Raw genomic sequence first — 25,515 nt, 5'->3', positions numbered from 1 at the left:
CATTATGGTCTATGGTGCCTTTATGACAGTTGCTCCCAGGTGTCGGCCGGAGGTGTGGTGCGCGCGCCCGTCGTGGCGCCTTGGCGTGGTGGGCGTGGTACCAGCCTCTTTCGTGACGGGATTGCGCCTCGGCCCTTTCGCCTCTAAGGTTCTTAGGTATGGCAACCCTTCTTAAATCGTTGAGTGTCCGCGCGGGAGGGCGTCAGCTGCTCAAGGATGTCAGCCTCGCCCTGTCTCCGGGAAGCCGCACCGCCCTGGTCGGGGCCTCCGGGGCGGGGAAGTCGCTGACCTGTGCCGCGCTTGCGGGTGTGCTGCCGCCAGGCCTGACGGTGACCGGGAGCCTCACGGGCACAGGACCTGAGTCGGCAACCGCGGTCAACCTCCTGCCGCTGCCTGCCTCGCGCCGTCCTCTGCGGGACCGGGTCGCGCTGGTCCCCCAGGATCCAAGCAAGGCCCTGCACCCGCTGACACCTGTCGGACGTCAGATCGAGCTGGCGGCCCGTACCTCGCAGAGTACCCGCCACCGGGCGGCTCAGCGTGTGACGGACCTGCTTGCTGCCGTTGGCCTGGAGAGGCGGCTTGCGGAACGAGTGCCCGGATGTCTCTCAGGAGGTCAGCGTCAGAGGGCCTGCCTGGCCCTGGCCCTGGCGGGTGACCCGACCGTACTGATTGCTGACGAGCCCACCACGGCGCTGGATGTCGTCACTCGTGCCGAGGTCCTTGACCTTCTGGCCCGGGTGACAGGTCGGGACGACGGTCCGGCCCTGCTACTGATTACCCACGACCTCCCGGCTGCCATGATCTGTGAGGACATCGTGGTCCTCTCCCAGGGAGAGGTCGTCGAGAGGGGAGCCACGTGGCAGGTCCTCGCCTGCCCTGATCACCCGGTGACGCAGGCCATGTGCGAGGCAGCCAGACGTGAAACTCTCCCGGCCGCTCTGACGGCGTTCACCGATGTCAGGCTCCCGCAGGCGCAGGACGTCGATGGGCGCCCGCGGACCCTCGTGCGGCAGGTGTCCTAGCGTGGAGGGGCTGAGGGTCAGCAATATCGCCCGCTCCTACCCAGACGGCTCCGGAGGCTTGCGCCCCGTCCTCGACGGTGTCAGTCTTGATCTTCCTGCCGGTCACAGTGCTGCCCTCCTCGGGCGCTCTGGATGCGGGAAGACCACCTTGCTTCGTGCGCTGCTGCTTCTGGACGTTCCGGGTCCGAAGGACTCCGGGGAGATCCTGCTCGACGGCACTCCCGTGCTCCGGCGCAGCGCGCGTCGTCTGCGCTCCTACCGACGGGTCGTCCAGTATGTCCCCCAGGACGCTGCCAGCAGCCTTGACCCCCGGCTCAGGGTCGTGTCGCAGGTCACCAGACCCATGCGGACTCTGGGGGTCCCCGGGAGCCGGGAGGAGCACACGGCTGCTGCCGAGGATCTTCTCACTCGTCTGGAGCTTCCTCGGCAGGTGTGGCACTCTCGTCCGCACGAGCTCTCTGGCGGGCAGGCTCAACGTGTTGCGATCGCCCGTGCCCTGGCGCCAGCCCCTCGTCACCTTCTTCTTGACGAGCCCGTGTCAGGGCTCGATCCTGCGCTGAGACGCCAGGTCCTGGAGCTCCTGTCGGGGATTGGTGCAGACCTGGCTGACAAGGAGACCACAGCCCAGCCCCAGCACGTACCAGCAGAGCAGCAAGACCGTCCCGCCCCAGCCCTGGACTGCGCCCGTCCCGCCCCAGCCCTGGACTGCGCCCGTCCCGCCCCAGCCCTGCTTGTTGTCTCCCACGACCTAGCGGCTGTCGCCCGTATCTGCAGCCGCGGGATCGTCATGGACGGCGGGGTTCTCGTCGAGGACGCGCCGATGGGTGACCTTCTGACTGCCCCGTCCCATCCCGCCGCCCGTGCCCTGCGTGACGCCGTGCCCAGCCTGCCTTCCCCGCAGGGCGTCTACCAGCCTCAGCAACCTGCAAGGAGACAGACATGAACACCTCCGCACCGGTCCCCACCCGTCGCCAGGCGATCGCGGTGCTAGGCATAGGAGCAGGTGCGGTCCTGGTCGCAGGCTGTGGCGGTGGCCCGCCCGAGGCCACCGACGGCCGTGTCCGCCTCGCCATGTTTAATACGCCGCGCGCCAGTATGAGCCCCTTCTCTGACGACGCGTTCATGCTGACCAAGTGGTCGTGTGCCGAGACTCTGGTCAATCTCGACGCCGAGGGCAAGCTGGTCGAGGCGCTCGCCTCCTCCTGGGAGCGCACCAACGGCACCACGTGGCGGTTCACTGTCCGCGAGGGGGTCACCTTTCACGACGGAAGCGCCTTGACCGCGGAGCAGGCGGCTGCCTGCATCGACTTTGCGGCCAGCCACCCTGAGGCTCCCCGTATCCTCGACGACGTCGAGCTGAGCGTCACCGCCGAGGGCAGCGAGGTCGTCGTCACTACGGCCGAGCCTGACCCGCTGCTCCCGCAGCGCTTGTCCAGCCCCAGCATGGTGATCCTCGCCGAGGGAGCCTACCCCGACGCCTCTGACGGCGTCATTGACCCTATCGGCTACGGGACCGGGCCCTTCAGACTGACTGAGGTCAACGGGACGGCTACCGCCACCTTGGAGCGTTATGAGGACTACTGGGGAGAGGCCGCCACCGCGTCAGGCATCGACGTGTCCTTCGTGCCTGACGGCACCGCACGTGGCTCCGCCCTGCGCACCGGCGAGGCCGACGTGGTCGAGGCGGTCCCCTTCTCCCAGGTCGCCAACCTTGACGAGTCGCTCCTGCACGAGATCGTCACGCCGCGGACCCTCACGCTCTACCTCAACACTGCCGAGGGCGTCTTTACCGACAAGGGCCTCAGGGCCGCCGTCAGGGACGCCATTGAGCCCACCGAGCTCACCGCCACCGTCTACGAGGGCTACGCCGACGTCGCGCCCGGTCTGTTCGGCCCGGCACTGACGTGGGCCGAGGAGCTGCGCTCGTGGGGCACCACCTCCTTCACCGGGGCCAAGGGCGCCGGTGCCGCGGGCCGGGTTCCCGGGGCCGCCAAGGCCAGCAAAGTTCCCGAGGGGACCACCATCACGATCGGTACCTACAGCGACCGTCCCGAGCTCGAGGAGGTGCTCGTCGTCGTCACCGAGCAGCTGGAGAAGGCCGGGTTCACGGTCAAGAACGACGTACGCGAGTACGAGCAGATCGAGTCCGACGCCCTGGCGGGAGCCTTCGACGCCTTCCTCCTGTCACGAGGAACGGTCCTGGACTCCGGGGACCCGGTGGCCTACATGGAGTCTGACTTCTCCTCCGACGGGTCGTTCTCGCTGTGCTTCCTCAAGGACACGAAGGTAGACGCAGCGCTGGACAAGGCCGCCGCGCTGGAGGCCGGGCAGGAGCGGCGCAAGGCCATCATCGCTGCGGAGGAGGCGATCCTCGCTACCGGGGCGGCCGTCCCCCTGGTCAACGAGCGCCTGCTCCAGGGGGAGGCGGCAGGGCTCACCGGTGCCGAGCGGGACCCGTACACCAGGGCGCTGATTACCGCCTCTACGGCGGTCGGGCAGTGAGGTCGGGCAGTGAGTCAGGCAGCAGGTGGGCTGATGGCCCGAATGGTAGGCACGGTGGTGGGTCTGCCGCGCAGGGCCCGCCGCCACTACGACGGGGTGGTCGTGGCCTCCCGGGTGCTCGCCTTTAGCGGACTGGTGGCCCTGGTGGGGATGCTGCCGTGGCTGTCAGCCAACGATCCTGCCCTGACCATCCTGAGGGCAACCTCTGACGAGCGTGAGCCCACCCCGGAGGCGCTGGAGGCCATCCGGGAGCGGCTGGGTCTGGGTGACGGTCCCCTGGGCAGCATCGGCCACTGGCTGGGCGGTGTCCTCCGCGGCGACCTGGGTACGTCATGGGTGTCGGGCGGTGACGTCGCTCCCGGTACGCTGGACGCCTTCAGCGTGTCTCTGGGCCTCATGGGGGCGGCCCTCCTGGTGTCCCTCCTTGTCGCGACACTGCTTACCCTGCCAGCCATGCGGGCTGGGCTGCGGGGGGAGCCCCGTCCCCGGGGCGGGGCCGTCGCGGCCCTCCTGACCTCGCTGCCGGAGTACCTCCTGGCCCCGGTGCTCCTACTGACGCTGGCGGTCTACGCCGGGCTGCTGCCGCCTTACGGATGGGGACGGGCTGCCCAGGTGGTGCTGCCCGCCCTCACCCTGGGCCTGCCCGGCGGTGGTCTCCTGGGTGGCCTGCTTGCCGACGCCGTCACGGCGACCTTCAACGAGCGGTGGGTGGCTACCTGGACCACTACTGGCATATCCCGCGCCGCCCTGGTACGGGCGGTGCTGCGTCGCGCCCTGGCGCCCCTGTGCGGCCAGGTGGGTCTGGTGGTGGTCGGGCTGACCGGGGGTGCGGTGGCCACCGAGCAGATCTTCGCGATCCCCGGGATCGGCAGGACGCTCCTGAGCTCGGCCACCGCGCAGGACGTCCCCTCCCTCCAGGCGGGGATCCTGCTCCTGCTGGCGCTGGCCGTAGGAGTCGGTGCCCTGGCAGAGCTGGTCCGCCGGTGGCTGCTGGGAGCAGCCGTCGGGACCCCGCTGCCCGCGCCTCCACCTGTGCGCCGTCCGGGGCGTAGTGCGGGCGTCATCGCCGTGCTCGGGTCGCTGGTCCTCATGGGGATGGTCTGCGCGGGGATCGGCCGGAACCCGCTGGCCACCGGCTACGAGCGGCTAGAGGTACCCAGCCTGGCCCTGCCGCTGGGAGGTGACGCCCTGGGGCGTGACGTCCTGGCTCGCGTGGCCCACGGGGCGGTCTCTACCACGACCACCGCCCTGGTCGTGTGCCTTGCGTGCTTCCTGGTAGCCATGTTGGTGGGGCTGGTGCCCCGTGCCGCCATGGGCTTCACCGAGGTCGCCAACGCGGCCCCGCCGGTCCTGGCGGGACTGGTCGTGGCGGCGGTGACAGGTCCGAGCGCCCTGGGCGCCGCCGTGGCGGTGGGCTGCGTGGCGTGGGCGCCACTGGCGTCACACGCCGGCTCGCTCGTGCGCGAGGTCCGTCAGCGGCCCGATGTCGCCCTGGCACCGGTGCTGGGGGAGGGAAGGGCGCGGATCACCCTGACGCGGGTGGTGCCTGCCATCGCCCCGCCCCTGGCACGTCACGCCGCCCTGCGGCTGCCGGGGATCGCCCTGGCGCTGGCCGGTCTGGGCTTCCTCGGCCTGGGAGCGCAGGCCCCCACGCCGGACTGGGGACTGGCGCTAGCCGAGGCCCTGCCCTATATCGAGCGGGCGCCGTGGGCTGTTGCCGCCCCTGCCTCGGCCCTGGTGGCGCTCGCGGTGACGGCCGTGGCCACCTCCCGGGTGAATATGTCCGTCGAGCGGCGCCGCGGCGTCGGGGACGGCTGAGCCCGGCTACGGGGACCTGACAGGCTGGGGGGCTGAGACCAAGCGAGTAGGATCGGCCTCAGTCCCCCACGCCGCACCGGCCCAGGTGGCCCTGTCGCGCAGCACCCAGGCCCGGTTGTATGCCGTGCTGCGCTCAGATGCTCAGCGAGTCGCGGAAGTCGGAGTTGTCCTCCAGCCAGGTGCGGGCTGACCCCTCGTTGTCCGTGCCCTCGTTCTCGTTGAGCATGAGATCCTCCAGAGAGCTGAGCTGCTCGTCGGTGATCGTGAAGTCCGTGAACAGGGTCGCGATGTCAGGCATGTCGTCGGACAGGCCCTGGCGCCCCAGCGCGTGGATCTGCTCGGCCTCGCCGAAGGCGTTCTCGGGATCCTCCAGGTCGCGGATCTCGTAGGCGCTGTAGGCCCAGTGCGGGCTCCACAGGGTGACGACGATGTTGTCCCCCTTGCTCATGGCGCCCTTGAGCTCGGCCAGCATGGCTGAGGTGGAGGAGGTGGCGAACTCCATCGTGTCCAGGCCGTAGGTGGGGATGACCGACTCCTCGGTCTGGGTGGTGATACCCGCACCCGCGTCGATGCCCACGATCCTGTTGTCGAAGTCGGAGGCGGAGTCGGCCAGCTCGGCGATAGAGGTGATGGGGGCGGAGTCGTTGACCGCCAGGGCGAGCTTGGCGTTGGTGTACCAGGCGCCGAAGTCCTCGACCTTGTCACCGTACTGGTCCATGTAGGACTCGTGAGTGGTGGGCAGCCAGGCGTCGAGCATGAGGTCGTAGTCGCCGTTGGCCAGGCTGCTGTAGGCGACACCGACGTCGGCGTCGGACAGGGTGACGTCGTAGCCCTCGTCGGTGAGGATGACCTTGAACAGGTTAGAGATGGCGATGCCCTCGTCCCAGCCCGCGGGCACGCCGATGGTCAGGGCCTTGTCGGAGGAACCGCCGGAGCCGCCGGAGGAGCCGGAGCCGCCGGAGGAGCCACAGGCGGCCAGGCCGGTGGCGGCCAGCACGCTGGCACCCACGGTCAGGGCGTGGCGGCGGGAGATGCCGGGTGGGGTGAGGTGGTTGCTCAGTTGGTTACTCATGGTGCTTCCTTTCGGTTCAGGGACGGGAGGGGAGCGGCTGGTGAGCGGCGCAGCGGGTGCGGCACGGGTGTGGTGGGCAGGAGTCGGCCTCAGCGGGAGCCCCAGCTGCGGGAGCCGAAGGCCGCGGTCACCCGGTCCAGGTAGACGGCCAGGAGAACGACGGACAGGCCGGCCTCGACCCCCAGGCCCACGTTGACCCGCTGCAGGGCGGTGACGACGTCGGAACCTAGGCCGCCGGCGCCCACCATGCCCGCGATGACGACCATGGACAGGGAGAGCATGATGACCTGGTTGACCCCGCCCATAATCGTCGCCCGGGCCAGCGGCAGTTGGATCTGGTAGAGGATGCGGGTGGGGGTGGCGCCGAAGGCCTGACCAGCCTCGACGACCTCCTTGTCCACCTGACGGATGCCCAGCTCGGTGAAGCGCACGCCGGGGGCGATGGCGAACATGATGGTGGCCACCACCGCCGGGACGATCCCCACGCGGAAGATGACGACGAAGGGGATGAGGTAGACGAAGGCGGGCATCGTCTGGAGGAAGTCCAGCACGGGGCGGACGGCGCGGGACACGGCCTGGCTCCGGGAGGCCCAGATTCCCAGGGGGATCCCGATGACGAGAGCGAAGAAGGAGGACACCAGCACCAGGGAGAGGGTGTCCATGGCGTTCTCCCACTGGTCCATGCCGTAGATGACCAGGAAGCCTGCGGCGGCGCTGAGGCCGCCCAGCCACCCGCGGGCCACCCAGGCAAGCGCTGTCAGGACGATGATGACCAGCCAGAACGGGGGCGCGGCCAGGAGCCAGTCGACGCCGTCGAAGCAGCTCTGGATGAGTGAGGAGACACCGTCAAAGAACGCCTCCCAGGCTGTGGTGACCCAGTCGACCGCTGCGTCGGCCCAGTCGCCGACGGGGATCCGGAAGTAGGGGCTGGAGCTCATCGTGCGTACTCTCCGTCCTTCTGCGGGTCGTCCTGGTCGTCCGCGGTGCTCCCGGTGACCTCCTCAGGGCTGTCGGGCGCGGCGTCGGTCTCGCTGCCTCCCGCCAGGGCCTGGAGCATGGCGACGCGCCGCACGATCCCCTGGAAGATGCCGTCCTCGCTGGTGACGGCCAGCGGTAGACGCGCCTCGACAGAGGCGGCGAACATCTCGTTGAGCGTGGTCCCCGGCTGCACTGCTGAGTCGTCGGGGTGGATGAATCCGTCGGACACCTTCCTGGACGCCTCCTTGGGGGCCGTCCCCTCCCGCAGGCTGGTGGCCAGCTCCTCGGCGTAGACGGAGCCGAGCAGGCGCCTGGTGCCGGACTCCACCACGTAGGCACCCTCCACCTTGGCGTCGTTGAGCAGCCGCAGCGCCACCTTGAGGCCGTCGCCAGGCCGGATGACCACTGGCGGGCTCTCCACCAGGGACTCCGCCGTGAGCACCCGGGAGCGGTCGACGTCGGAGACGAACCGGGCGACGTAGCTGTTGGCGGGGTCGGAGAGGATCTCCTCGGCGGTGCCGATCTGGTCGATCCGCCCGTCACGCATGACGGCGATCCGGTCGCCCAGGAACATGGCCTCGTTGAGGTCGTGGGTGATGAAGACGATCGTCTTGCCCAGGCTCGCCTGGAGGTCAAGGAGCTGGACCTGCATGTCGCGCCTGATGAGGGGGTCCAGCGCGGAGAAGGCCTCGTCCATGAGCAGGATGTCCGTGTCGGCGGTCAGCGCCCGGGCCAGCCCCACCCGCTGCTGCATGCCGCCGGACAGGGCGGAGGGCATGGAGGTCTCCCAGCCCTTGAGGCCGGTCAGCTCCAGGGCGCGCAGCGCCTTCTCCTCGCGCTCCTGCTTGTCCACGCCCTGAATCTCCAGGGGGTAGGCGGCGTTGGCCAGCACGCTGCGGTGCGGCAGAAGGGCGAAGTGCTGGAAGACCATGGAGATCTTCTCCCTGCGCACGGTGCGCAGGTCCTTCTCCGACAGGTCCGCCAGGTCCTGGCCGCCAATGGTGATGTGCCCCGAGGTCAGGGGCAGCAGGCCGTTGAGCATGCGCAGCAGGGTCGACTTGCCCGATCCTGACAGGCCCATGACCACGAAGGTCTCTCCCTGGCGCACGTCAAAGCTGGCGTCAATGACTGCCGCCGTCCCCAGGCGGGCGACGTCCTCACGGCTGCTCCCGGCCTGGAGCTCCTCAACCGCCTGTCTCGATGATCGTCCGAATACCTTGTACACGTGTTCTGCGCTGAGTGCGCTCACACGGGCCCCTTCCGTTGATGATGACTCCGCCCAACGACGTCAGCACAATTTATACGGCAGCGTGGCGGAGGTGGTGAGCCGTCGACAACTTGCTCACGACGGTCCCCAGCCTAGCGTGCTCAGTCTCGACTGTCCGTCGTTTTGGCGTCATTCCTGCATCCTCGCCTCTCTTGGCTGGGTGGCTGGACCCGGGTTTCTTGTTGTGAGGACCTGGAAAAGCTCCGGTCGGCGACGAGGTGGCGGGTGTGGTCGATTTCATAACATCGCGGTTTCCCTGGCTGAGGATCTCAGGGGTCTCACAGGGAGGTGTGCGCCCCTGGTGCAGAGTCTCGTTTCCGTCCCCTGACCCTGATCGTCTAAGGTGGCTCGAGTGAGTTTCCCACAGGCTGATGACGCCCTCGGGCGCGACCAGGGCAGCGGGCCTCGAGGTACCACGGGCTCGGTCGTGACGGAACCTGCTGCGGTGCAACCTGCCGCCAGGACCGCTGCGACGAGTGCTGCTGGCCCCACCGGCTGGACCAGGTCGGACTACCTCAAGGAGATCCTGCGCGCCCCGGTCTACGAGGCGGCCGAGCACACTCCCCTCCAGCCCATGGAGGCTCTGTCCTCCCGTCTGGGCTGCACGGTCCAGGTCAAGCGGGAGGACCTCCAGGCCGTCCACTCCTTCAAGATCCGTGGTGCCTACAACGCCATGAGGTCCTTGGGGGAGCAGGAGCGCTTGCGGGGCGTGGTGACCGCCTCAGCCGGCAACCACGCCCAAGGAGTGGCCCGCTCAGCGGCCCTGCTGGGGATGCGGGCGCTTATCGTCATGCCCACGGTGACGCCCAGGATCAAGGTTGATGCCGTGCGCGCGCTAGGAGGGGAGGTCCGGCTGGCGGGGGACAACTTTGACGCTGCCAAGGCTGAGGCGCTGCGGGCGGCACGGGAGGAGGGCCTGACCTACATCGCCCCCTTTGACGACCCCCGGGTGATCGCGGGTCAGGGCACGGTGGGCCTGGAGCTCATCCAGCAGGACGCCGACCTGGACTGCGTCTTCGTGCCTGTAGGCGGTGGGGGCCTGGCGTCGGGGGTCGCCGTCCTGGTCAAGCAGCTCATGCCTGAGATCAGGGTCATCGGTGTCGAGCACGAGGAGTCGGCCTGCCTGAGCGCAGCCGTCCTGGCCGGCCAGCCGGTGACCCTGACCCGAGTGGGACTTTTTGCCGAGGGTGTGGCTGTGCGACGTGTCGGGGAGGAGACCTACCGGCTGTGCTCTGAGCTGCTGGACGACGTGGTGACTGTCTCCTCCGACGAGGTCTCCGCCGCTGTCCGTGACATCTTCGAGGACGTGCGAGCGATCTCCGAGCCCTCCGGTGCCATTGCCCTGGCGGGGCTCAAGCGCTACGCCGTCGACCACGACCTGCATGACCAGCGCCTGGCCTGTGTCCTGTCGGGGGCCAACCTCAACTTCCACCAGCTGCGTTACATCTCTGAGCGCTCCGAGATCGGTGAGCAGAGAGAGGCGATCCTCGGGGTGAGGATCCCCGAGGAGCAGGGGTCCTTCCTCCGGTTCGCCGCCGTGCTGGGAGGGCGCTCCGTCACCGAGTTCAACTACCGGTTCTCAGCCAGCCGTACCGAGGCCGAGCCTGCACGGATCTTTGTCGGCGTGCGTACCACCGGGGGCTACCAGGAGCGTGCTGAGATCGTGGCGGACCTGGAGGAGGCGGGCTACAGCGCCATCGACCTGACGGAGGACGAGCTGGCCAAGGTCCACGTGCGCTCCATGATCGGGGGCCGCGCGGCGGCGGGGGTGGCGGAGAGGCTCTTCTCCTTCCTGTTCCCGGAGTCCCCCGGGGCGCTGCTGCACTTCCTGGAGGTCCTGGGGACGCGCTGGAACATCACCCTGTTCCACTACCGTACCGACGGTGCCGACTACGGGCGCATCCTGTGCGCCTTCGCTGCCGGCCCCGATGACACCGAGCTGACCGAGCACATGGACCGCCTGGGATACACCTACAACGAGGAGACCGCTGATCCTGCTGCCCGTTTCTTCCTGGGACGCTGAATGGGCTGCCGACTGACCCTGGGGTGACCGTGGGGTTGCGCCAGGGCACGTCAGAGGGACGCCGGTGACTGTGGTGGGTATCATCGAATAGACCTTGGCAAGTCTGGATATTAGGTCCTAAGGTAATTCATGGATCAAGTGTCCCGGTTCGTGGGCGCCAGGAAGGCCTAGGTGCCCCGCTGTCTTTCCTCGTTTTCTGTCCTGCAAGGAGAACACTATGACGCGTGTCGCCGTCGTTGTCGGCTCTGTCCGCCCCAACCGGATCGCTACCTCCATTGCCCAGTGGGTCGTGGACCAGGCCAGTGCCGTCGAGGGGGTTGAGGCCGAGCTGGTTGATATCGCCGCCTATGACCTCCCTCTTTTCGCAGAGGAGCTCCCCCCGATGGTGGGCGCTCCCGCGAACGAGGCTGGTGCTGCCTTCAACCAGGCGATGCAGTCCTTTGACGCGGTGGTGTTCGTGGCCCCAGAGTACAACTACTCCATCCCGGGAGCCCTGAAGAACGCTATTGACTACCTGGAGCCGCGTGCCCTGGCAAACAAGGGGGTGGGGCTGGTGGGCTACTCCTACTCCAACGGCATCCGTGCCGTGGAGCACCTCAAGCAGATCGTCACCGGGTTCGGTGGGGTTGTCGCCAGCCCGCAGGTCTACCTCTCTCTCAACACTGACGTCGCTGACGGGGCCTTTGCCCCGGCCGCCTACCACGACGGTGAGGTGCCTGCCATGGTGCAGGCGGTCGTCGCACGTAGCGAGGCGCTGGCCTGCCTGCGGTGAGTCTGAGGGTGCTGTCCCCGGGCGAGGCCGTGTCGGGGACAGCACCCGGTGGGACCCGACCGGGTGTGGTGCCGCCCCGCTGCTAGCTTCCGATGCGCAGTCGGGACCTGAGCGCGCTGATCCTCTCCTCGATCTTCTCCTTGCGCTCGGTGCGCTTCTCCTCGCGCATCACCCGGCGGGCCTCCGCCTGGGCCGCCTCGGCCGCCGCGTGCGCGGACTCCAGCTCGGTGAGGACCTCGTCGACACTGCGGCGGTGCACGGTGCCACCCAGGGGGGTCATGATGGAGTCCACGACCTCGGTGGCGAACTCGTTGACCTCGGCCAGGAGGGCGGTCTGGCCCGGGGAAACCGCCTGGGAGAACTCCGCAAGGACCTCAGCGCCGCGGTCCGCGCGCCTGATATCGACCGAGCTGCCGATCAGTGCTCCCGCGCCCCAGCCCAGAAGCATGCCCAGTGGTCCGCCCAGCACGCCGATCAGCATCCCGATCAGGCTTCCGGTGGCGACCCCGTAGTCGGCAGTGTTGTCCCTGCGGTCCCGGATGCGCAGCTGCCCGTCTGCGGTGCGTTCGACGACGGCCGCTCCTACCAGGCCTATCCTCTCCTGCTCAGAGGCCTGACGCAGCTCGCTGAACGCCTGGTAGGCCTTTGACTCCTCCGAGAAGGTCACGGCAATCACGTTGTTGCTGGCCATGGTTGATGCTCCTGATTCTTCCTCAAAGACGTGAGCACACTATGCGTGCTGCCTAACAGGGTCTGACGTTAGTGCCTGATTTCTGCCGGGTCGAGATATCACCGTGCGGGGTGTCAGCACGGCTCACCTGGAGCATATGACGGCCTGATAACAAAAATTCTCTCAAGCCCTGGGAATGCGGCTGATTATCCTGGGCCGGGAGGGGCTGCTGGTCACCGGCCGGTCTCACGGGGAGCCTCCAACTGAGACAATTCTTTTTAGTGAAGTCGGGTAGGAGCGAGCCGCAGCGTTGTGCGTCGCAGGCTCTCTGGCGGGTCCCAATCGGTATGTCTTACCCAACCGGACCAGTAGGTACCTGCATGCCTGCCGCGCCCGGGTACGGATGGGGCGCCCCGACGATGACGCGTAGTCCTGACAGCCCTGAATGACGCGCCCGGGCTCGGGTGGGGCGCCCTACCCTGCTGCGACCAGATGCACAGCCACCGTGACCATGACAACCCCCACGAGGACGTCCAGCACCCGCCAGGTCGCGGGCCGGGTCAGGGGCCGAGACAAGGCGCGCGCACCCAGTCCTAGCCCGGTGAACCACACCGCCGAGGCCGCGATCCCGCCTGCGGCGGCTACCCACCGGGCTGGGCCGAACTGGTTGGTCACCGAGCCCATCATGAGGACGGTGTCCAGGTAGACGTGAGGATTGAGCCAGGTCAGTGCCAGCGTCGTCACCGCGACCGAGGTGGCGGGCCTGGTCGTGTCGGCCTCGAGGCTGGAGGGCCTGAGGGCGGAGCGGAAGGAGGTAAGAGCGAAGCCCAGCAGATAGACCACTCCGCCCCACCGCAGCACCTCCAGCACCCAGGGAGCCATGGAGGACACCGCGTTCACCGCGCCGGTGCCGACGAGGATGAGGACCACGTCGGATGCGGTGCAGATCGTGATAACCAGGCCGATGTGCTCACGGCGCACGCCCTGGCGCAGGATCCAGGCGTTCTGGGCGCCGATGGCGACGATGAGGCCCAGACCGGTACCGAAGCCGGTGAGGGCGGGGGAGATGAGATCCATGGGAACGACGCTAGAGTCTCGACGAAGTGAAGCCAAGCGCGATAGTCTTCATATCGTGAAGAACGTCTTCATGCACCCGGACCAGATGGCGGCCCTCGTAGCCGTGGCGGACACCGGTTCCTTCGACCGTGCGGCAAGTTGCCTGGGAGTGTCCACCTCGGCGGTGTCCCAGCGCATTCGGGCACTGGAGTCTGGGCTGGGTCGGGTACTCCTACGTCGAGGTGCGCCGTCGACGGTCACTGAGACGGGTGCGACAGTCCTGCGCTACGCGCGCCAGCAACAGCTTCTGGCCGGGGAGATGACCACAGAGCTGGGGCTGGAGGCTGAGGCGGGGGACCCGGGAGGGCGGGGAGAAGGACCCGTCGAGCTGCCTGTGGCTGTCAACGAGGACTCGCTGGCGACGTGGTTTCCGGCGGTCTTCACTGAGGCTGCCCGGTGGTCCGACGTGCGGCTGCGGCTGGTAGCTGCTCACGAGGGGCGCACAGCCGAGCTCCTGAGAGACGGCAGTGTCATGGCGGCCGTCTCGGCAGGCTCCGGGCCCGTGGCAGGGTGCCGCAGCGAGCCCCTGGGCAAGGTGTCCTATCTCCCGGTAGCCGTACCCGCTCTCCTGGAGGGGGTGGGTCTGGACAGGGGCGGAGGCTGTGGCGTTCCGGACGGGTCGGAGGAATCGCGCCTGTCACGGCTTCCTGTCCTGCGCTTCGACGCGGTCGACGACCTGGAGGACCTGGTGCTAGAGGCATCGGGGCTGCCGCCGGGCCTTCCCGGGCCGAACGTGCCCGGGGCGGAGGCCTACACCCAGGCGCTCCTGGCAGGCATGGGCTGGGGACTCCTGACTCGGTCCCAGGCGGCACGCAACCCCGGTCTGGTGCCTGTCCCGGGGCTGGTACCGGTGGGACGCGAGCTGACCTGGTACCGATGGCGCCTGCGCTCAGCCCTCCTGGACCGTCTCACTGATGCTGTCCACAGAGCCTTCGACGCCTCAGCCTGAGACTGTGATGCAATCTTCGGCCTCGCTTTGGCGCATGGGGTGACTTGGACCTGCGCAGGGGCGCTGGCTCGTTGGTCACCTGGGCCGGGCAGAAGTCTGACGATGTGCGGCAAGTACGGGCAAGTGCGCGTCATGTCCTCTCAGGATGTCCTCGCAGGTGCAGGTTTGGCGCGCAGGTAGGGTGCGGGTATGAGTGAGCGCGAGGGGTACCGGGGCAGGCCAAGTGGCAGAAGTGAGCGCAGGGACGGGGGCCGCTCCCGTCAGGGATACCGTGACAGCCGTGGCTATGACCGCCGGGACGGACGCGGTCACGGCGGCTACCGTGATTACCGTGATTACCGTGATTACCGTGATTACCGTGATTACCGGGGTGACCGCCAGGGTGGTCGCCGTGACCGTGATGAGCCGCGTGACGGTCTTCTGACGGACCTCGTGGGCCACCTCCGTGCCCTGGACGGCCGTTCCTACGCCGCGTACAAGGCCATTGTGGGGCGCTACGAGGCGCCTGGGGGCTGGGTCCTCCACGTCGACAAGGTCCAGCCTGATCCCTTCGCTCCACCCACGCGGGTCCACGTGGACGTGCCAGCGGACCTGCCTGCGCTGGCCCTGCTTGAGGACGAGGGGCTGCTGACCACTGCCGACCGGCGTCTGGCCGTGAGCGACTTCCTTACCCGGGAGCTGCACGCCTGCTTCCGCGGTACCGACCTGTCGATCGCGGCTCCCGGCCAGGAGATCCTGGAACGCTCCAGCGTCGTCCTGCGCCGGGGCTTCGGGGCCGACGCCGGGGCTGACGCAGTGGATTCAGGCATGGCGCGTGGTGAGGACTCTTCTGCGGCGGCTGGATGGACCATTGAGGTGCGCGCCCGCATCGCTCTGCCGGCGCAGGGGCGTTCCATCCAGGGGCAGGCTGCCTCCCGGATCGTGGGGCGCGACCTGGTGCGCGAGCTGGAGACAGCCCTGGACCTGAGTGGGGAGAGGGCGCAGCGCCTGCTCGCCCACGTTGCCGCCTTGGAGGACCACCGCGCCCTGACGGAGGTCGTGCGGCAGCAGGGCTGGGTGGCTTTCCTGGCCGACGGCTCCGTCCTGCCACGTCGCTCCGGAGTCAGTGACGAGCCCCTGGCTGAGGGCGTTCCCCTGGCTGCCCCGGACTCCCTGGCTGCCACGGTCGAGCTGCCGCACGCCGGGACGGTGCGCGGAGCCGTCGTCGGGGCCGGGGTGACCCTGGTCGTCGGTGGTGGCTACCACGGTAAGTCCACCCTCCTGGGGGCGGTGGAGCGTGGAGTCTACCCGCACGTGCCCGGGGACGGGCGCGAGCTCGTGGCTACTCTTCCCGACGCGGTCAAGGTCCGTGCCGCCGACGGCCGTGCGGTGACCGGGGTGGACCTCAGCCCGTTCATCTCCCACCTGCCCGGCGGGCGCGACACCGTCTCCTTCACCACGCGCAACGCCTCGGGCTCCACCTCCCAGGCAGCCTCCATCGTCGAGGCGCTTGAGGCCGGGGCGGGCGTCTTGCTGCTGGACGAGGACACCTCTGCCACCAACCTGCTGATCCGGGACTCTCGCATGCGTCGGCTTGTCGCTGACGAGCGCGAACCCATTACGCCCCTGGTGGACCGTATCGGGGCGCTGGCCCGATCGCGCGGGGTCTCCACGGTCATGGTCATGGGTGGGTCCGGGGACTACCTGGACGTGGCCGACCGGGTCCTGCTTATGGACTCCTACCACCTGCGTGACGCCACCGACCAGGCGCGGCAGGTGGCGGCCGACCAGCCTCGTGCCCTGACTGCCCTGGAGGACTTCCCTGCCCCAACGGCGCGGCTTCCGCGTCCTGCTCCGCCGCGAACCAGGCGGGGGCCCTCGCGCACGCGGGCGCTGGGCACCCGGGCTGTGGTCCTGGACCGTGAGGAGATCGATATCTCCGATGTGGCCGGTGTCGTGGACCCGGGGCAGGCCGAGGCGCTGGCCTACGCCCTGCGGGCACTGCTGGAGCAGCGCTTTGACGGGGAGTCCTCGCTGGACGAGTGCCTCCGGGACCTGGAGGCGCTGCTGGACGACGAGAGCCTGGATGCCTTTGCCCAGGGTCCCTGGGACCGGCCAGCCTTTCTGGTACGTCCTCGGATGGTGGATGTCGCGGCTGTCGTCAGCCGCTACCGGGGTCTGGAGCTGGCCTGAGCCGTCTGGTCCCAGGTGCGCAGGTCGGTTCAGGCAACGGAAACGTCATAGGACAACACGGTGCCAGGTTGTCCTATGACGTTTTTGTTGCCCGGGAGGTGCGGCTGCAGCCACGGCGTGGCGGAGTGGCAGAAGAGAGAAGAGCAGGCCGTTAGCCGAGTCCGGGAAGATGCCTCCTCTCCACATGTGTTCGGAACGCGTCTTCTCTCCACAGCGCCTGGACCGCGCTGCGCGTTCGCTTCGGGGTGGTTGCAGCATGCGTATATGACTGCTTCTCAGCACCGCCGTCTACCGGCTGCGACCGAGCCGACTACCGGGGTACCCGAGCGGGGCGAGGCTCGGCTTGTGCCGCTGCTGCGACGTGACCTTGGCCTGGACGGCTGCCCCTGCGCTCGGCCGGACCTCAGCGATGACTGGATACGTGTCGCCTCCGGTGTCTACGCCCCGCGCGGAGCCTGGCAGATCGCAGCACCGCAGGATCGACAGCGCTTCCTCATCGCTGCGGCCCGGCGCAGGTACGGATCTGACCTTGTCCTGTCGGGGGCTTCGGCTGTTGTTGCTTATGGGCTCCCCCTAGTCGGAGCAGCGCCGCGACGGGTCGACGTGATAGTCAGGCGTCGAGGGCGGGCGTACACCTCCCTGCTACGTCGTCATCTAGCCCGTGAGGAGGTCGATGTAGTGCGTGTGGGCGACCAGGCGGTAGCCGTGCTCCCGGACACCTTGGTTGATCTTGCTCGATGGCATGGGGTCATGGCGGGAGTCGCTGCTATGGACGCGGCCCTGAACCAGGGTATGTGCGGCCCCAAGAACCTCAGGGCGGCGTTGGAACGTCTTCCCGCAGGCTCTTACGGGGCGGCACGCGCCCGGTGCGCGGTACACCTGGCTGATGGCCGCTCCGAGTCCCCTGGTGAGTCTATGTCCCGAGTGCGTGTGTGGGAGAATATGTTGCCCCAGCCTGAGCTGCAGGTTACCGTGCACGCAGCTGGGCAGAGGTACGTGCTGGACTACTTCTGGCCCGGCATCCAGGCTGCGGGCGAGTTCGATGGTCGCGTCAAGTACCGCTCGACCTCTTTCGGGGCAGATCCGGAGGATGTCCTCTGGAACGAGAAGCTTCGGGAGGACGCTATCCGTGCTGAGGGGCTGGGGGTAGCGCGGTGGACGTGGATGCACGCATGGAGTGATGGTGGGAGACAAATGTGTCAACGGCTTGCCGGGATCGGGGTCGTTCCTGTGGCTAAGCGATGGTAGTCAGGCCCCGGCAACGGAAACGTCATAGGACAACACGGTGCCAGGTTGCCCTATGACGTTTTTGTTGCCCGGGAGGTGCGGCTGCGCGCAGAGGGAGGTATCGTCTAGGCAGCCTTAAACAGCCTGCGGCGGGAGCACGTCTACCTGGGCAGGCAGGTTAGCGACGCCCACCGGGCAGGTCACGCCGTGCGGGCCGTGGTTGCAGTATCCGCCAGGGTTCTTGTGCAGGTAGCCCTGGTGGTAGTCCTCCGCCAGGTAGAACGGCCCGCCAAAGTCCGCGTACAGTTGGTCGGCGGGGTCGATGGTCGTGACGCACCGGCCCCGGCCCAGGCGGGTCAGCTCTCCCTGGAAAGCCTGTCTTAGTGCCAGGGCCGTGGCGTGCTGGGCAGGGGTCGTGGTCCACACGGCAGAGCGGTACTGGGTGCCGATGTCGTTGCCGTGGCGGTTGAGCTGGGTGGAGTCATGGTTCTCCCAGAAGACCTTGAGCAAGGACTGACCACCCTCGCCGCAGACGGCGGGGTCATAGACGACCCGGACGGCCTCTGCGTGCCCGGTGGCGCCGGTGCACACCTCCTGGTAGGTGGCGTTGGGAGTCGTCCCGCCCATATAGCCCACGGCTGTGGAGACCACACCCTCCTGCCGCCACAGAAAGCGCTCCACGCCCCAGAAGCAGCCACCAGCCAGGTAGAGGACCTGGGACTCCTCAGGCCAAGGGCCGTCTAGCGGAGTGCCGAGTACTACGTGGTTACCAGGATCGGGCAGTACCGGGTACTCACGGCCGGGAAGCGTGGTGCTTCGGGAAGGGCGGGCTGGTTCCGGAGTCATAGGCACACTGTAGCCCCTGGACTCGCAGTTGGTTGTGCGCTACCAGGAGCAGGGTGACAGCAGCGACACAGTCCCGGGTGCACGGCTGGCTGTGGCGCTCACCCGTGCACCCGGGCGGGGTGCAGCACCGGGTCCGGTGCTCATACCCTTCGGACGTCGAGGATCTCTGCGGAGATCGTACGTCCGTTGGGCGCCTCGTAGGAGACGGTGTCGCCAGCGCGGTGCCCCATAAGTGCCTGCCCCAGCGGGGCGTCCGGTGAGAACACCTTGACGCCGTCGGGAACGTCGGCGGTGATCTCCTGGCCTCCCAGGGCGAAGACCTGGTCCTTGCCGGCGAGCCTCGCCGAGACGATGGTGCCCGCGGAGACGGTTCCGTCGTCGGCGGCCTGGCCGATCTGGGCGTTGTCCAGGGTCTCTTCCAGCTGGATGATGCGGGCCTCGTTGAGGCCTGCCTCCTCCCGGGCTGCGTGGTAACCGGCATTCTCCCGAAGGTCGCCCTCCTGGCGGGCGGCCTCGACCCGCTGGGCGATCTCCTTGCGCTCTGTTGTCCTACGGTGCTCCAGCTCGGCGGCCAGTCGGTCAAAAGCCTCCTGGGTGAGCCAGGTACCCTGCGTCTGCTCAGACATACGTCCTCCTGAAGTGGTCGGGTGGTGGCATCACGCTCCCGCTGGCGGCAGCACGGGGACGAGAGCGACGCTCGGTCGTGCTGGGCGGGGACCAAGCGGGCTTAAGGGGCGAGTCTACGCCGTAATCTGGGAGATCGCTGAGAAACTCGAGTGCACGGCAACTGGATGACTCCGGATTTCCTGCTGTGACCTGCACGGACGCAGAAAGTGAGACTAGTGGTACATCCCCGCCTGCAGTGGTCGTGTCCGAGAGAGCGGTCGGCTCAGAGCACAGCCAGGAGGCAGGCGGTGTAGTGGCAGGCCCAGGCCGCCACGGTGCAGGCGTGGAAGATCTCGTGGAACCCGAACCACCGGGGAAGGGGTTGGGCCTTTTGCGTGCGTACACCACGGCACCTACCGTGTAGATCGTCCCTCCTGCCATGAGCAGCCACACGACCGCCGGGCCTCCGGTGCTCCAGAACTGTGGCAGGAACCAGACCGCGACCCACCCAGCACCAGGTAGAGAGCAGTGGTAAACCAGCGGGGGGCGCTCATCCACACCAGGTTCGTGGCTGTCCCGACGACGGCGCCGACCCAGACGATGCCCAGGACCAGGGCCGCGGTTGGTGAGGGCAGGAGTGCCACGGACAGGGGAGTGTAGGTTCCGGCGATCAGCAGGTAGATGTTGGCGTGGTCAATACGGCGCAGGACTGCGGTAACGCGTCGTGACCAGTGGCCGCTGCCGATGTGGTAGATACCAGAGTTGGTGAACAGCAGCAGGGAGCAGGTGAGGTAGACGGCGCAGGCCCAGGTCAGGGTCGCTCCTGGGGCGAGGACTGTCAGTGCGGTGCAGGCAGCCAGGGCGAGGGGAGCAGTGGCGGCGTGGATCCAGCCGCGTAGACGGGGCTTGACCGTGATAAGCAGCGAGGCGGTGGCATTGAGGGTGCCGCGTGTCTCCGCCGCGAGGGGCCGACGGCGGGGCTGTCTTGCTGCAGGGCCGCCCATGGGTGTCCTCCTGGATCTCCTGGGTGCAGGTTGGGCTGGTCCGTGCCGACAGGCGAGGCTACGAGTACGCAGGTTACGTTAGCGTAGGTTCCTGGACCTGCTGCGAGTTGCGCGACGAGGTGCCTGACACATCCTCCCGGTAGGCTCCTGACAGGTGCCCTGTTACTGCACGGACCATGACGGGGCGCGTGGAGGCGGGTCCACGCTACCGTTGGACCTGGGCAGCACCCGTCAGGTTCCGCACCGGGGTGCTGAGAGGCCCCGGGCCCTCTCTGGGGGTGGTGAGAGGGCTGCTGGGAAGGTCCCAGGACACCCACGCGGAAGGAGCGGTATGGCAGGCGACAGCATCGTCTACAACCTCTACGAGCGCCGTCTGGCCGCGCGGGTTGACCCGACCCGGGTCCCGCACCACGTGGGTGTCATTCTTGACGGCAACCGCCGGTGGGCGAAGTCCATGGGTTTTGGAACCGCCCACGGTCACAAGCGCGGGGCGGACAAGATCCGGGAGTTCCTCGGCTGGGCAGAGCAGTCGGGGGTGCGCGTCGTGACCCTGTGGCTGTTGTCCACGGACAACCTCTCCCGTGACCCGGCTGAGCTCCGCCCTCTTCTGGACATTATTGTCCAGGCCGTGAGGGAGCTTGCTGCCACCGGGCGGTGGACACTGCGCCTGGTAGGCGCTGTCGAGCTGCTTCCAGAGTCTGTGGCGTTACGCCTGCAGGAGGCGGTGGATGCCGAGTCCCAGGGTGGTGGTGCCCAGGAGGCCAGGCGGGTCCAGGTCAATATCGCCGTCGGCTACGGGGGGCGCCAGGAGATTGCTGATGCCGTGCGGAACCTGCTGCGGGAGAGGGCTGAGGAGGGGGCCAGTCTGGAGGATGTGGCCGCCTCACTGAGCGAGGAGGACATCACCGCCCACCTCTACACCAGAGGTCTGCCCGACCCTGACCTGCTCATCCGTACCTCCGGGGAGCAGCGGCTGTCGGGCTTCATGCTGTGGCAGTCGGTACACTCCGAGTTCTACTTCTGCGATGTGAATTGGCCTGCCTTCCGTCGCATCGACTTCCTGCGCGCCCTGCGCGACTACACCGGACGGGAGCGTCGCCTGGGGCGGTGAGGCGGCGGGGCTGCTGCGGGCTCCGGCGCTGTCGTGACGGGGATGGCACGGTGGGCCGTGCCCGTGTCGTAAGCCCGTCGACCTTGCCTGCCAGTGCTTCCGGGCGCCCTTAGACTCTGGCCATGGTCATCGCAGCCCTGCCCGAGGACGACGGAACACGAGCGATCCAGGCTGAGACGGCCGATACGGCACAGCAGGATGCCCAGCCCACGTGGGAGCAGTTTCTGGTTCCTCTCCTGCGCCTGCTCAACGACGGCAGGGTGCAGCAGCTGAGGGTCCTGCGCCAGGTTCTCACTGGTGAGGACTTGGCGCGTCACCTTCAGGCGCCTGCTGCGGCACTGTCGGGGCACAGTGCCAGTGACGGACGCGTGTCCCTGGCCGTGGCCCACCTGGCTCGCGCCGATGCTGTCGAGCGGCCCTCGCGCGGCCAGTACCGCATCACTGAGACCGGACGCCAGATCCTGGCCGAGTTTCCTGACGGCCTCACCCAGGCGGAGGTGGAGGAGCTGGCTGACTACGCCGCGACCAGGCGGCGCTCGGCGGGCAGGCACGAGCGAGCCCGCCCGCTCGTCGAGGAGCCCGGTGGACGCACGACCACGGTTGCTGCGGTGCACCAGATTGGTGACGGGCTGGAACGTCTCCGGGAGACGGTGACGACCGAGCTGCTCCAGCGGCTTCATGCCCAGGACCTGGAGGCGTTTGGGACGACACTGCTGACGCTCCTGGAGGCTATGGGGTACGGCGTGCAGGGGCGCAGGCCGCTGCTGGAGCTTACCCAGGACGGGGGTGTCGAGGCCGTGATCGACGATGACCCGCTCGGGCTGAGCCGCATCTACCTGCAGGCCAAGCGTCTTGCCCCCATGGGGATGCCGACGGGCCGTCCCGTCGTTCAGGCCTTCGTCCGAGAGGTCCAGCGACGGGGACTGGTGCAAGGAATGTTCGTCACCACCGGGCGTCTGACAGCGGAGGCGTGGACGCACGCGCAGCGGGCCACCAGCCGTGTCCTGCTGGTTGACGGCGAGGCCCTGGCCTCGCTGATGATGTGTTACGGCGTCGGGGTCAGGCCCTACGAGACCCTCCGGCTCCTGGAGGTGGACGAGGAGTTCTTCGCCTAGCCCCGGGTGCCCTGGTCTCAGGGCTGTCTGTCCAGTCCGGGCTCCGGCCGAGCTCGGGAGCGCAGGGCACCCGGGCCGCAGGACGGCTGCCCGCTCCCGCCTCCGTGCCCCGTCTCTGCTGTGAGGGGCGGCCCCTCAGCCCAGCTCGGCCCGGGTGGGAGGGTTGGCGCCGGGACGCGCGACCGTGATATCGGCGATCCGGGCGGCGTGACGCACGATCCTCTCCAGCGCAGCCTCGTCCACGGCTCGCAGGGCCTCGCGTCGGTCGGCCCCCACCAGGTCCTCGCTCCACAGGGCGTCCTCCAGGCCACCCATGAAGGAGTCGCCGGCCCCCACAGTGTCAGCGACGACGACGTCAGGATCGGCAGGTACCTCCACACGCAGACCGGAGCCAGTCAGCGCCAGCGCTCCCTTCTTGCCACGGGTCACGACGACCACGGCGGCCCCCAGGTCCAGCCAGCGGCGCAGCACCTCCTCCATGTCGGCATCGGGGCCGTAGAACCAGGCGATGTCCTCGTCGGAGCACTTGACCAGGTCGGCGAGAGCGACGATGCGCTCGACGATCGTGCGGGCGTGCTCGGGGCTGCCCATGAGCTGGGGGCGGGCGTTGGGGTCGTAGGCGATGGTGGAGGTGGCACGGTAGTCGCGCAGCACTTGCTCCACGGTGGAGCGTCCCGGCTCCAGCACGGCGGCGATCGACCCGGTGTGGACCAGGAGGGGAGGCTCGGCCCCTTCGGGCGGGAGGGATAGGGCGGGTTCCAGTCCAGGTCAAAGACGTAGGTGGCGGCCCGGTCCTCCCCGATGGTGGCCTGGGCCGTGGAGGTACGGGCCGCGCCGTCAGCCCCTGCGCTCAGACGGACGCCAGCAGCCTCCAGGTGGGAGCGCACTGCCTGGCCGCGTTCGTCGGTGCCGATCCAGCAGGTCAGCTCGGTGTCACGGCCTAACCGGGCCAGTCCCAGGGCGACGTTGGCCGGAGACCCTCCGGGGATGTCCACGGGCTCCTGCCCGGGGTGGATAACAACGTCGACCAGTGCCTCTCCGATAGACAGGGCGGTTCCTTGGCGGCCGGGGCGGTCATGCTGACTCCTTCGTGCTGGACCGGGGTTCGATGGTGCGTCGTGGCGGGCAGGTAGGCACAGCCTAGCGACATCGTCGTCCCGACGGGGTGTCTTGGCCGCTCCGGTTTGGGCTGGTGGCTGGTGCTGTGAGGGCGCGGCTGGCAGGACGGCTGGCGGCATGGCAGCCGGTGCAGCGATGCAGCCTCGGAGTCGCAGGTCACTGCGGAGGCTCGGAGACGCCCTCGTGTGTGCTGGCTGCGCGGTTGTCCACGGCGGCCAGCCGGGCGCGAGCCTGGTCCAGCCAGGCCTGGCACCGCTGGGCCAGGGCCTCGCCCCGTTCCCACAGGGCCAGGGAGTCCTCCAGCGGTACCGAGCCCGCCTCAAGACGGCCGACGACGGCGACCAGCTCCTCCCGGGCCTGCTCATAGGTCAGGGTGGCGACATCGCTGGGCAGGTCATCAGGCGTGCCACCAGACAGGTTGTCGGCCTGGTCGTACTGCGGCGACGGGTCGGAGGCTCCCCTGGTCTGGGAGGGTGACGTGGAAGACGGCTCAGTGCTCACGCCCCCGATTGTCGCACGTCACGGCAGGTGGCCAGCCCGGTTCCTGTAGTTCCCGCTGTCTGCCTTCCCTATCTGACCAGTTCGCTGCGCGGCTCACTCCTCCTCGCCATTGCTCCCGGTGGTCCCGGGGCTGCCGACTGGCCTGGTCGCCCCGACGACCTGGGCCACCATGCGGCCGCGTGCGAGGATGCCTTCAATGAGGTCGCCCTTCTTGATGTCCTCGGCGCCGGTGATGACCGTGCCCCCTGGGGTGCGCAGGATCGCGTAGCCGCGCTCCAGCACGCCCTGGGGGGACAGGGCGGTCAGGCGGGCGTGCTCGGCCCGCAGGTCCGCCGCCGCCAGGGACAGGTGGTGGCTCAGCGCACGACGCAGCCGGTCGCGGGCCTGGTCCAGCTCGCTCAGGCGGACGCTGACGATCGAGGTGGGCTCAGCCAGCACCGGGCGGGCACGCAGCTGGTCCAGGGCGGTCTGCTCGGCGTCCAGGCGCGTGGTCATCAGGGAGCGCAGGCGCTCACGGGCCGAGTCCAGGCCGGAAGTCTCCTGGGACAGGTCGGGTACGATCCGCCGGGCGGCGTCGGTGGGGGTAGAGGCTCGGTAGTCGGCCACGAGGTCCAGCAGGGGGCAGTCGGTCTCGTGGCCGATCGCGGAGACCAACGGGGTACGGCAGGCGGCGGCGGCACGTACCAGGCCCTCGTCGGAGAAGGGCAGAAGGTCCTCCACAGCCCCGCCGCCGCGGGCGACGACGATGACGTCAACGTCCTCTACAGCATCGAGCTCGCGCAGGGCCCGGGTGACCTCAGGCACGGCCTGGCTGCCCTGGACGGCGACCTCACGGACCTCGAAGGGAAGACCAGGCCAGCGCAGCCGGGAGTTGACCAGGACGTCGTCCCTAGCCTTGGCGGCCCGCCCGCACACCAGGCCCACCCGGCGGGGCAGGAACGGCAGGGGCTGCTTGCGCTCGGCGTCAAAAAGGCCCTCGGCGGCCAGGAGTCGGCGCAGCTGCTCAATGCGTGCCAGGAGGTCGCCCACCCCCACGGGGCGGACGTCATCGGCCTGGAGCTGCAGGGAACCACGCTTGGTCCAGAAGACCGGCCGGGCGTGGACCACCACGCGGGCGCCCTCGGAGAGCTGGGCGCCGCTACGGGCCAGGACGGCGTCCAGAGCGCGGGCGTACATCGACACTGACATGGAGGCGTCGGCGTCGGTGTCACGCAGGGTGAGGAAGACCATCCGTGCTCCGGGGCGGCGGGAGAGCTGGACCACCTGGCCCTCCACCCACACCTCGGTCATGCGGGAGACGTACTCCTCGATCTTGGACGACAGCAGCCGCAGCGGCCACGGGTTGTCCGCAGTGGTGAGGTTGGCGCGGGGCGCCAGCTCGCGCGCCCCTGTGGCTAGGCCGGCCCGGCCGGAGGGGCTGAGGGAGTCGGCCCGGCCGGAGGGGCTGGCAGGCTGAGTAGGCGCCGAGGCGGGGCCTGAGGCGGTGGGGCCGCTGGACGGCGGGTGAGGAGGGTGAGACGTCACGTGCCCCACTGTGCCACGTCCGTCACTGTGCCACGTCTGTCACTGCACCTGTGGGTGGCCCTGTGGCACAGTGGGGACGTGACCGTGACACGTGGGACGAA

21 protein-coding genes and 2 pseudogenes are annotated in these 25,515 nt (G+C 68.7%); 12 read left to right on the top strand and 11 right to left on the bottom strand.

Annotated elements, in window-relative coordinates:
• The first annotated feature begins 158 nt into the window (after positions 1–158).
• Genes D5R93_RS10875 through D5R93_RS10860 form a run of 4 tightly spaced genes read left to right on the top strand, consistent with a single transcriptional unit; the run spans position 159 to position 5,342 of the window.
• A complete protein-coding gene (locus D5R93_RS10875; RefSeq protein WP_120205206.1) occupies positions 159–1,022 on the top strand; it encodes an ATP-binding cassette domain-containing protein in 864 nt (287 codons plus the stop codon).
• Position 1,023: 1 nt separating this feature from the next.
• The gene (locus tag D5R93_RS10870; RefSeq protein ID WP_243106740.1) at positions 1,024–1,965 is read left to right on the top strand and encodes an ATP-binding cassette domain-containing protein; all 942 of its coding nucleotides are present in this window, start codon (positions 1,024–1,026) and stop codon (positions 1,963–1,965) included.
• Positions 1,962–3,524 carry an ABC transporter substrate-binding protein gene (locus D5R93_RS10865; RefSeq protein ID WP_120205201.1) on the top strand — a complete coding sequence of 521 codons (1,563 nt, stop codon included), beginning with the start codon at positions 1,962–1,964 and terminating at the stop codon, positions 3,522–3,524. Before D5R93_RS10870 ends, D5R93_RS10865 begins: the two co-directional genes overlap by 4 nt.
• A 33-nt stretch (positions 3,525–3,557) precedes the next feature.
• Positions 3,558–5,342, top strand: coding sequence for an ABC transporter permease subunit (locus D5R93_RS10860; RefSeq protein WP_243106739.1), 1,785 nt, complete (start codon positions 3,558–3,560; stop codon positions 5,340–5,342).
• Positions 5,343–5,475: 133 nt separating this feature from the next.
• Here the strand turns inward: D5R93_RS10860 and D5R93_RS10855 are convergent, their stop codons facing one another.
• From D5R93_RS10855 to D5R93_RS10845, 3 genes are all read right to left on the bottom strand, one after another.
• Entirely contained in the window at positions 5,476–6,414 is a 939-nt protein-coding gene (locus D5R93_RS10855) for a glycine betaine ABC transporter substrate-binding protein (RefSeq protein WP_119836893.1), read from the bottom strand.
• Between the two features lie 89 nt (positions 6,415–6,503).
• Positions 6,504–7,352, bottom strand: coding sequence for an ABC transporter permease (locus D5R93_RS10850; protein ID WP_119836892.1), 849 nt, complete (start codon positions 7,350–7,352; stop codon positions 6,504–6,506).
• Entirely contained in the window at positions 7,349–8,617 is a 1,269-nt protein-coding gene (locus D5R93_RS10845; protein WP_243106738.1) for a quaternary amine ABC transporter ATP-binding protein, read from the bottom strand. The genes D5R93_RS10850 and D5R93_RS10845 overlap by 4 nt, the downstream gene beginning before the upstream one ends.
• Positions 8,618–9,011: 394 nt before the next feature.
• Between D5R93_RS10845 and ilvA the strand changes: the two genes are divergently transcribed.
• Both ilvA and D5R93_RS10835 read left to right on the top strand, forming a co-directional pair.
• The gene (gene ilvA, locus D5R93_RS10840; protein WP_310732083.1) at positions 9,012–10,682 is read left to right on the top strand and encodes a threonine ammonia-lyase, biosynthetic; all 1,671 of its coding nucleotides are present in this window, start codon (positions 9,012–9,014) and stop codon (positions 10,680–10,682) included.
• A gap of 217 nt (positions 10,683–10,899) precedes the next feature.
• Positions 10,900–11,454 (top strand): NADPH-dependent FMN reductase, encoded by a 555-nt coding sequence (locus D5R93_RS10835; protein ID WP_119836890.1) that lies wholly within the window; start codon positions 10,900–10,902, stop codon positions 11,452–11,454.
• 82 nt (positions 11,455–11,536) lie between these two features.
• On the opposite strand, the gene D5R93_RS10830 is transcribed toward D5R93_RS10835, so the two are convergent.
• Positions 11,537–12,145, bottom strand: a complete 609-nt coding sequence (locus tag D5R93_RS10830; protein ID WP_120205199.1) for a DUF1269 domain-containing protein — start codon at positions 12,143–12,145, stop codon at positions 11,537–11,539.
• Positions 12,146–12,598: 453 nt separating this feature from the next.
• Entirely contained in the window at positions 12,599–13,201 is a 603-nt protein-coding gene (locus D5R93_RS10825) for a LysE/ArgO family amino acid transporter (protein ID WP_119836888.1), read from the bottom strand.
• 55 nt (positions 13,202–13,256) lie between these two features.
• Between D5R93_RS10825 and D5R93_RS10820 the strand changes: the two genes are divergently transcribed.
• From D5R93_RS10820 to D5R93_RS10810, 4 genes are all read left to right on the top strand, one after another.
• Complete coding sequence (locus D5R93_RS10820; protein ID WP_243106737.1) at positions 13,257–14,189, top strand: ArgP/LysG family DNA-binding transcriptional regulator; 933 nt, start codon at positions 13,257–13,259, stop codon at positions 14,187–14,189.
• A 280-nt stretch (positions 14,190–14,469) separates the two neighbouring features.
• Positions 14,470–14,613: a hypothetical protein gene (locus tag D5R93_RS14255; RefSeq protein WP_243106736.1), complete on the top strand. Its 144-nt coding sequence runs from the start codon at positions 14,470–14,472 to the stop codon at positions 14,611–14,613.
• 8 nt (positions 14,614–14,621) lie between these two features.
• On the top strand, positions 14,622–16,361 hold the full coding sequence (locus D5R93_RS10815) for an ABC-ATPase domain-containing protein (protein ID WP_243106735.1): 1,740 nt from the start codon (positions 14,622–14,624) through the stop codon (positions 16,359–16,361).
• A gap of 264 nt (positions 16,362–16,625) precedes the next feature.
• Positions 16,626–17,609, top strand: coding sequence for a hypothetical protein (locus tag D5R93_RS10810; RefSeq protein WP_243106734.1), 984 nt, complete (start codon positions 16,626–16,628; stop codon positions 17,607–17,609).
• A gap of 114 nt (positions 17,610–17,723) precedes the next feature.
• Here the strand turns inward: D5R93_RS10810 and msrA are convergent, their stop codons facing one another.
• The 3 genes and pseudogenes from msrA to trhA all read right to left on the bottom strand — a co-directional run bounded on the left by msrA (position 17,724) and on the right by trhA (position 20,044).
• Positions 17,724–18,434 carry a peptide-methionine (S)-S-oxide reductase MsrA gene (gene msrA / locus D5R93_RS10805; protein ID WP_120205192.1) on the bottom strand — a complete coding sequence of 237 codons (711 nt, stop codon included), beginning with the start codon at positions 18,432–18,434 and terminating at the stop codon, positions 17,724–17,726.
• Positions 18,435–18,574: 140 nt separating this feature from the next.
• Positions 18,575–19,060, bottom strand: a complete 486-nt coding sequence (locus tag D5R93_RS10800; RefSeq protein ID WP_119836885.1) for a GreA/GreB family elongation factor — start codon at positions 19,058–19,060, stop codon at positions 18,575–18,577.
• Between the two features lie 263 nt (positions 19,061–19,323).
• Positions 19,324–20,044: pseudogene (trhA, locus tag D5R93_RS10795) on the bottom strand (PAQR family membrane homeostasis protein TrhA).
• 331 nt (positions 20,045–20,375) lie between these two features.
• On the opposite strand from trhA, the gene D5R93_RS10790 reads away from it, so the two are divergent.
• Together D5R93_RS10790 and D5R93_RS10785 are read left to right on the top strand one after the other, a co-directional pair.
• Positions 20,376–21,155 (top strand): isoprenyl transferase, encoded by a 780-nt coding sequence (locus D5R93_RS10790; protein WP_119836883.1) that lies wholly within the window; start codon positions 20,376–20,378, stop codon positions 21,153–21,155.
• Between the two features lie 122 nt (positions 21,156–21,277).
• Positions 21,278–22,270 carry a restriction endonuclease gene (locus D5R93_RS10785; RefSeq protein ID WP_119836882.1) on the top strand — a complete coding sequence of 331 codons (993 nt, stop codon included), beginning with the start codon at positions 21,278–21,280 and terminating at the stop codon, positions 22,268–22,270.
• A 135-nt stretch (positions 22,271–22,405) separates the two neighbouring features.
• On the opposite strand, the pseudogene D5R93_RS10780 reads toward D5R93_RS10785, so the two are convergent.
• The 3 genes and pseudogenes from D5R93_RS10780 to xseA form a co-directional block, all read right to left on the bottom strand.
• Positions 22,406–23,319: pseudogene (locus D5R93_RS10780) on the bottom strand (carbohydrate kinase family protein).
• 226 nt (positions 23,320–23,545) lie between these two features.
• Positions 23,546–23,806, bottom strand: coding sequence for an exodeoxyribonuclease VII small subunit (locus tag D5R93_RS10775; protein ID WP_119836955.1), 261 nt, complete (start codon positions 23,804–23,806; stop codon positions 23,546–23,548).
• Between the two features lie 177 nt (positions 23,807–23,983).
• Positions 23,984–25,423, bottom strand: a complete 1,440-nt coding sequence (xseA, locus tag D5R93_RS10770) for an exodeoxyribonuclease VII large subunit (protein WP_120205189.1) — start codon at positions 25,421–25,423, stop codon at positions 23,984–23,986.
• Between the last annotated feature and the right edge of the window lie 92 nt (positions 25,424–25,515).

It is taken from the genome of Actinomyces lilanjuaniae, from assembly GCF_003606385.1.
Lineage (GTDB): Bacteria > Actinomycetota > Actinomycetes > Actinomycetales > Actinomycetaceae > Actinomyces > Actinomyces lilanjuaniae.
Note: the sequence above shows the minus strand (reverse complement) of the source record. Positions and strands in the feature narration are given on the sequence as shown.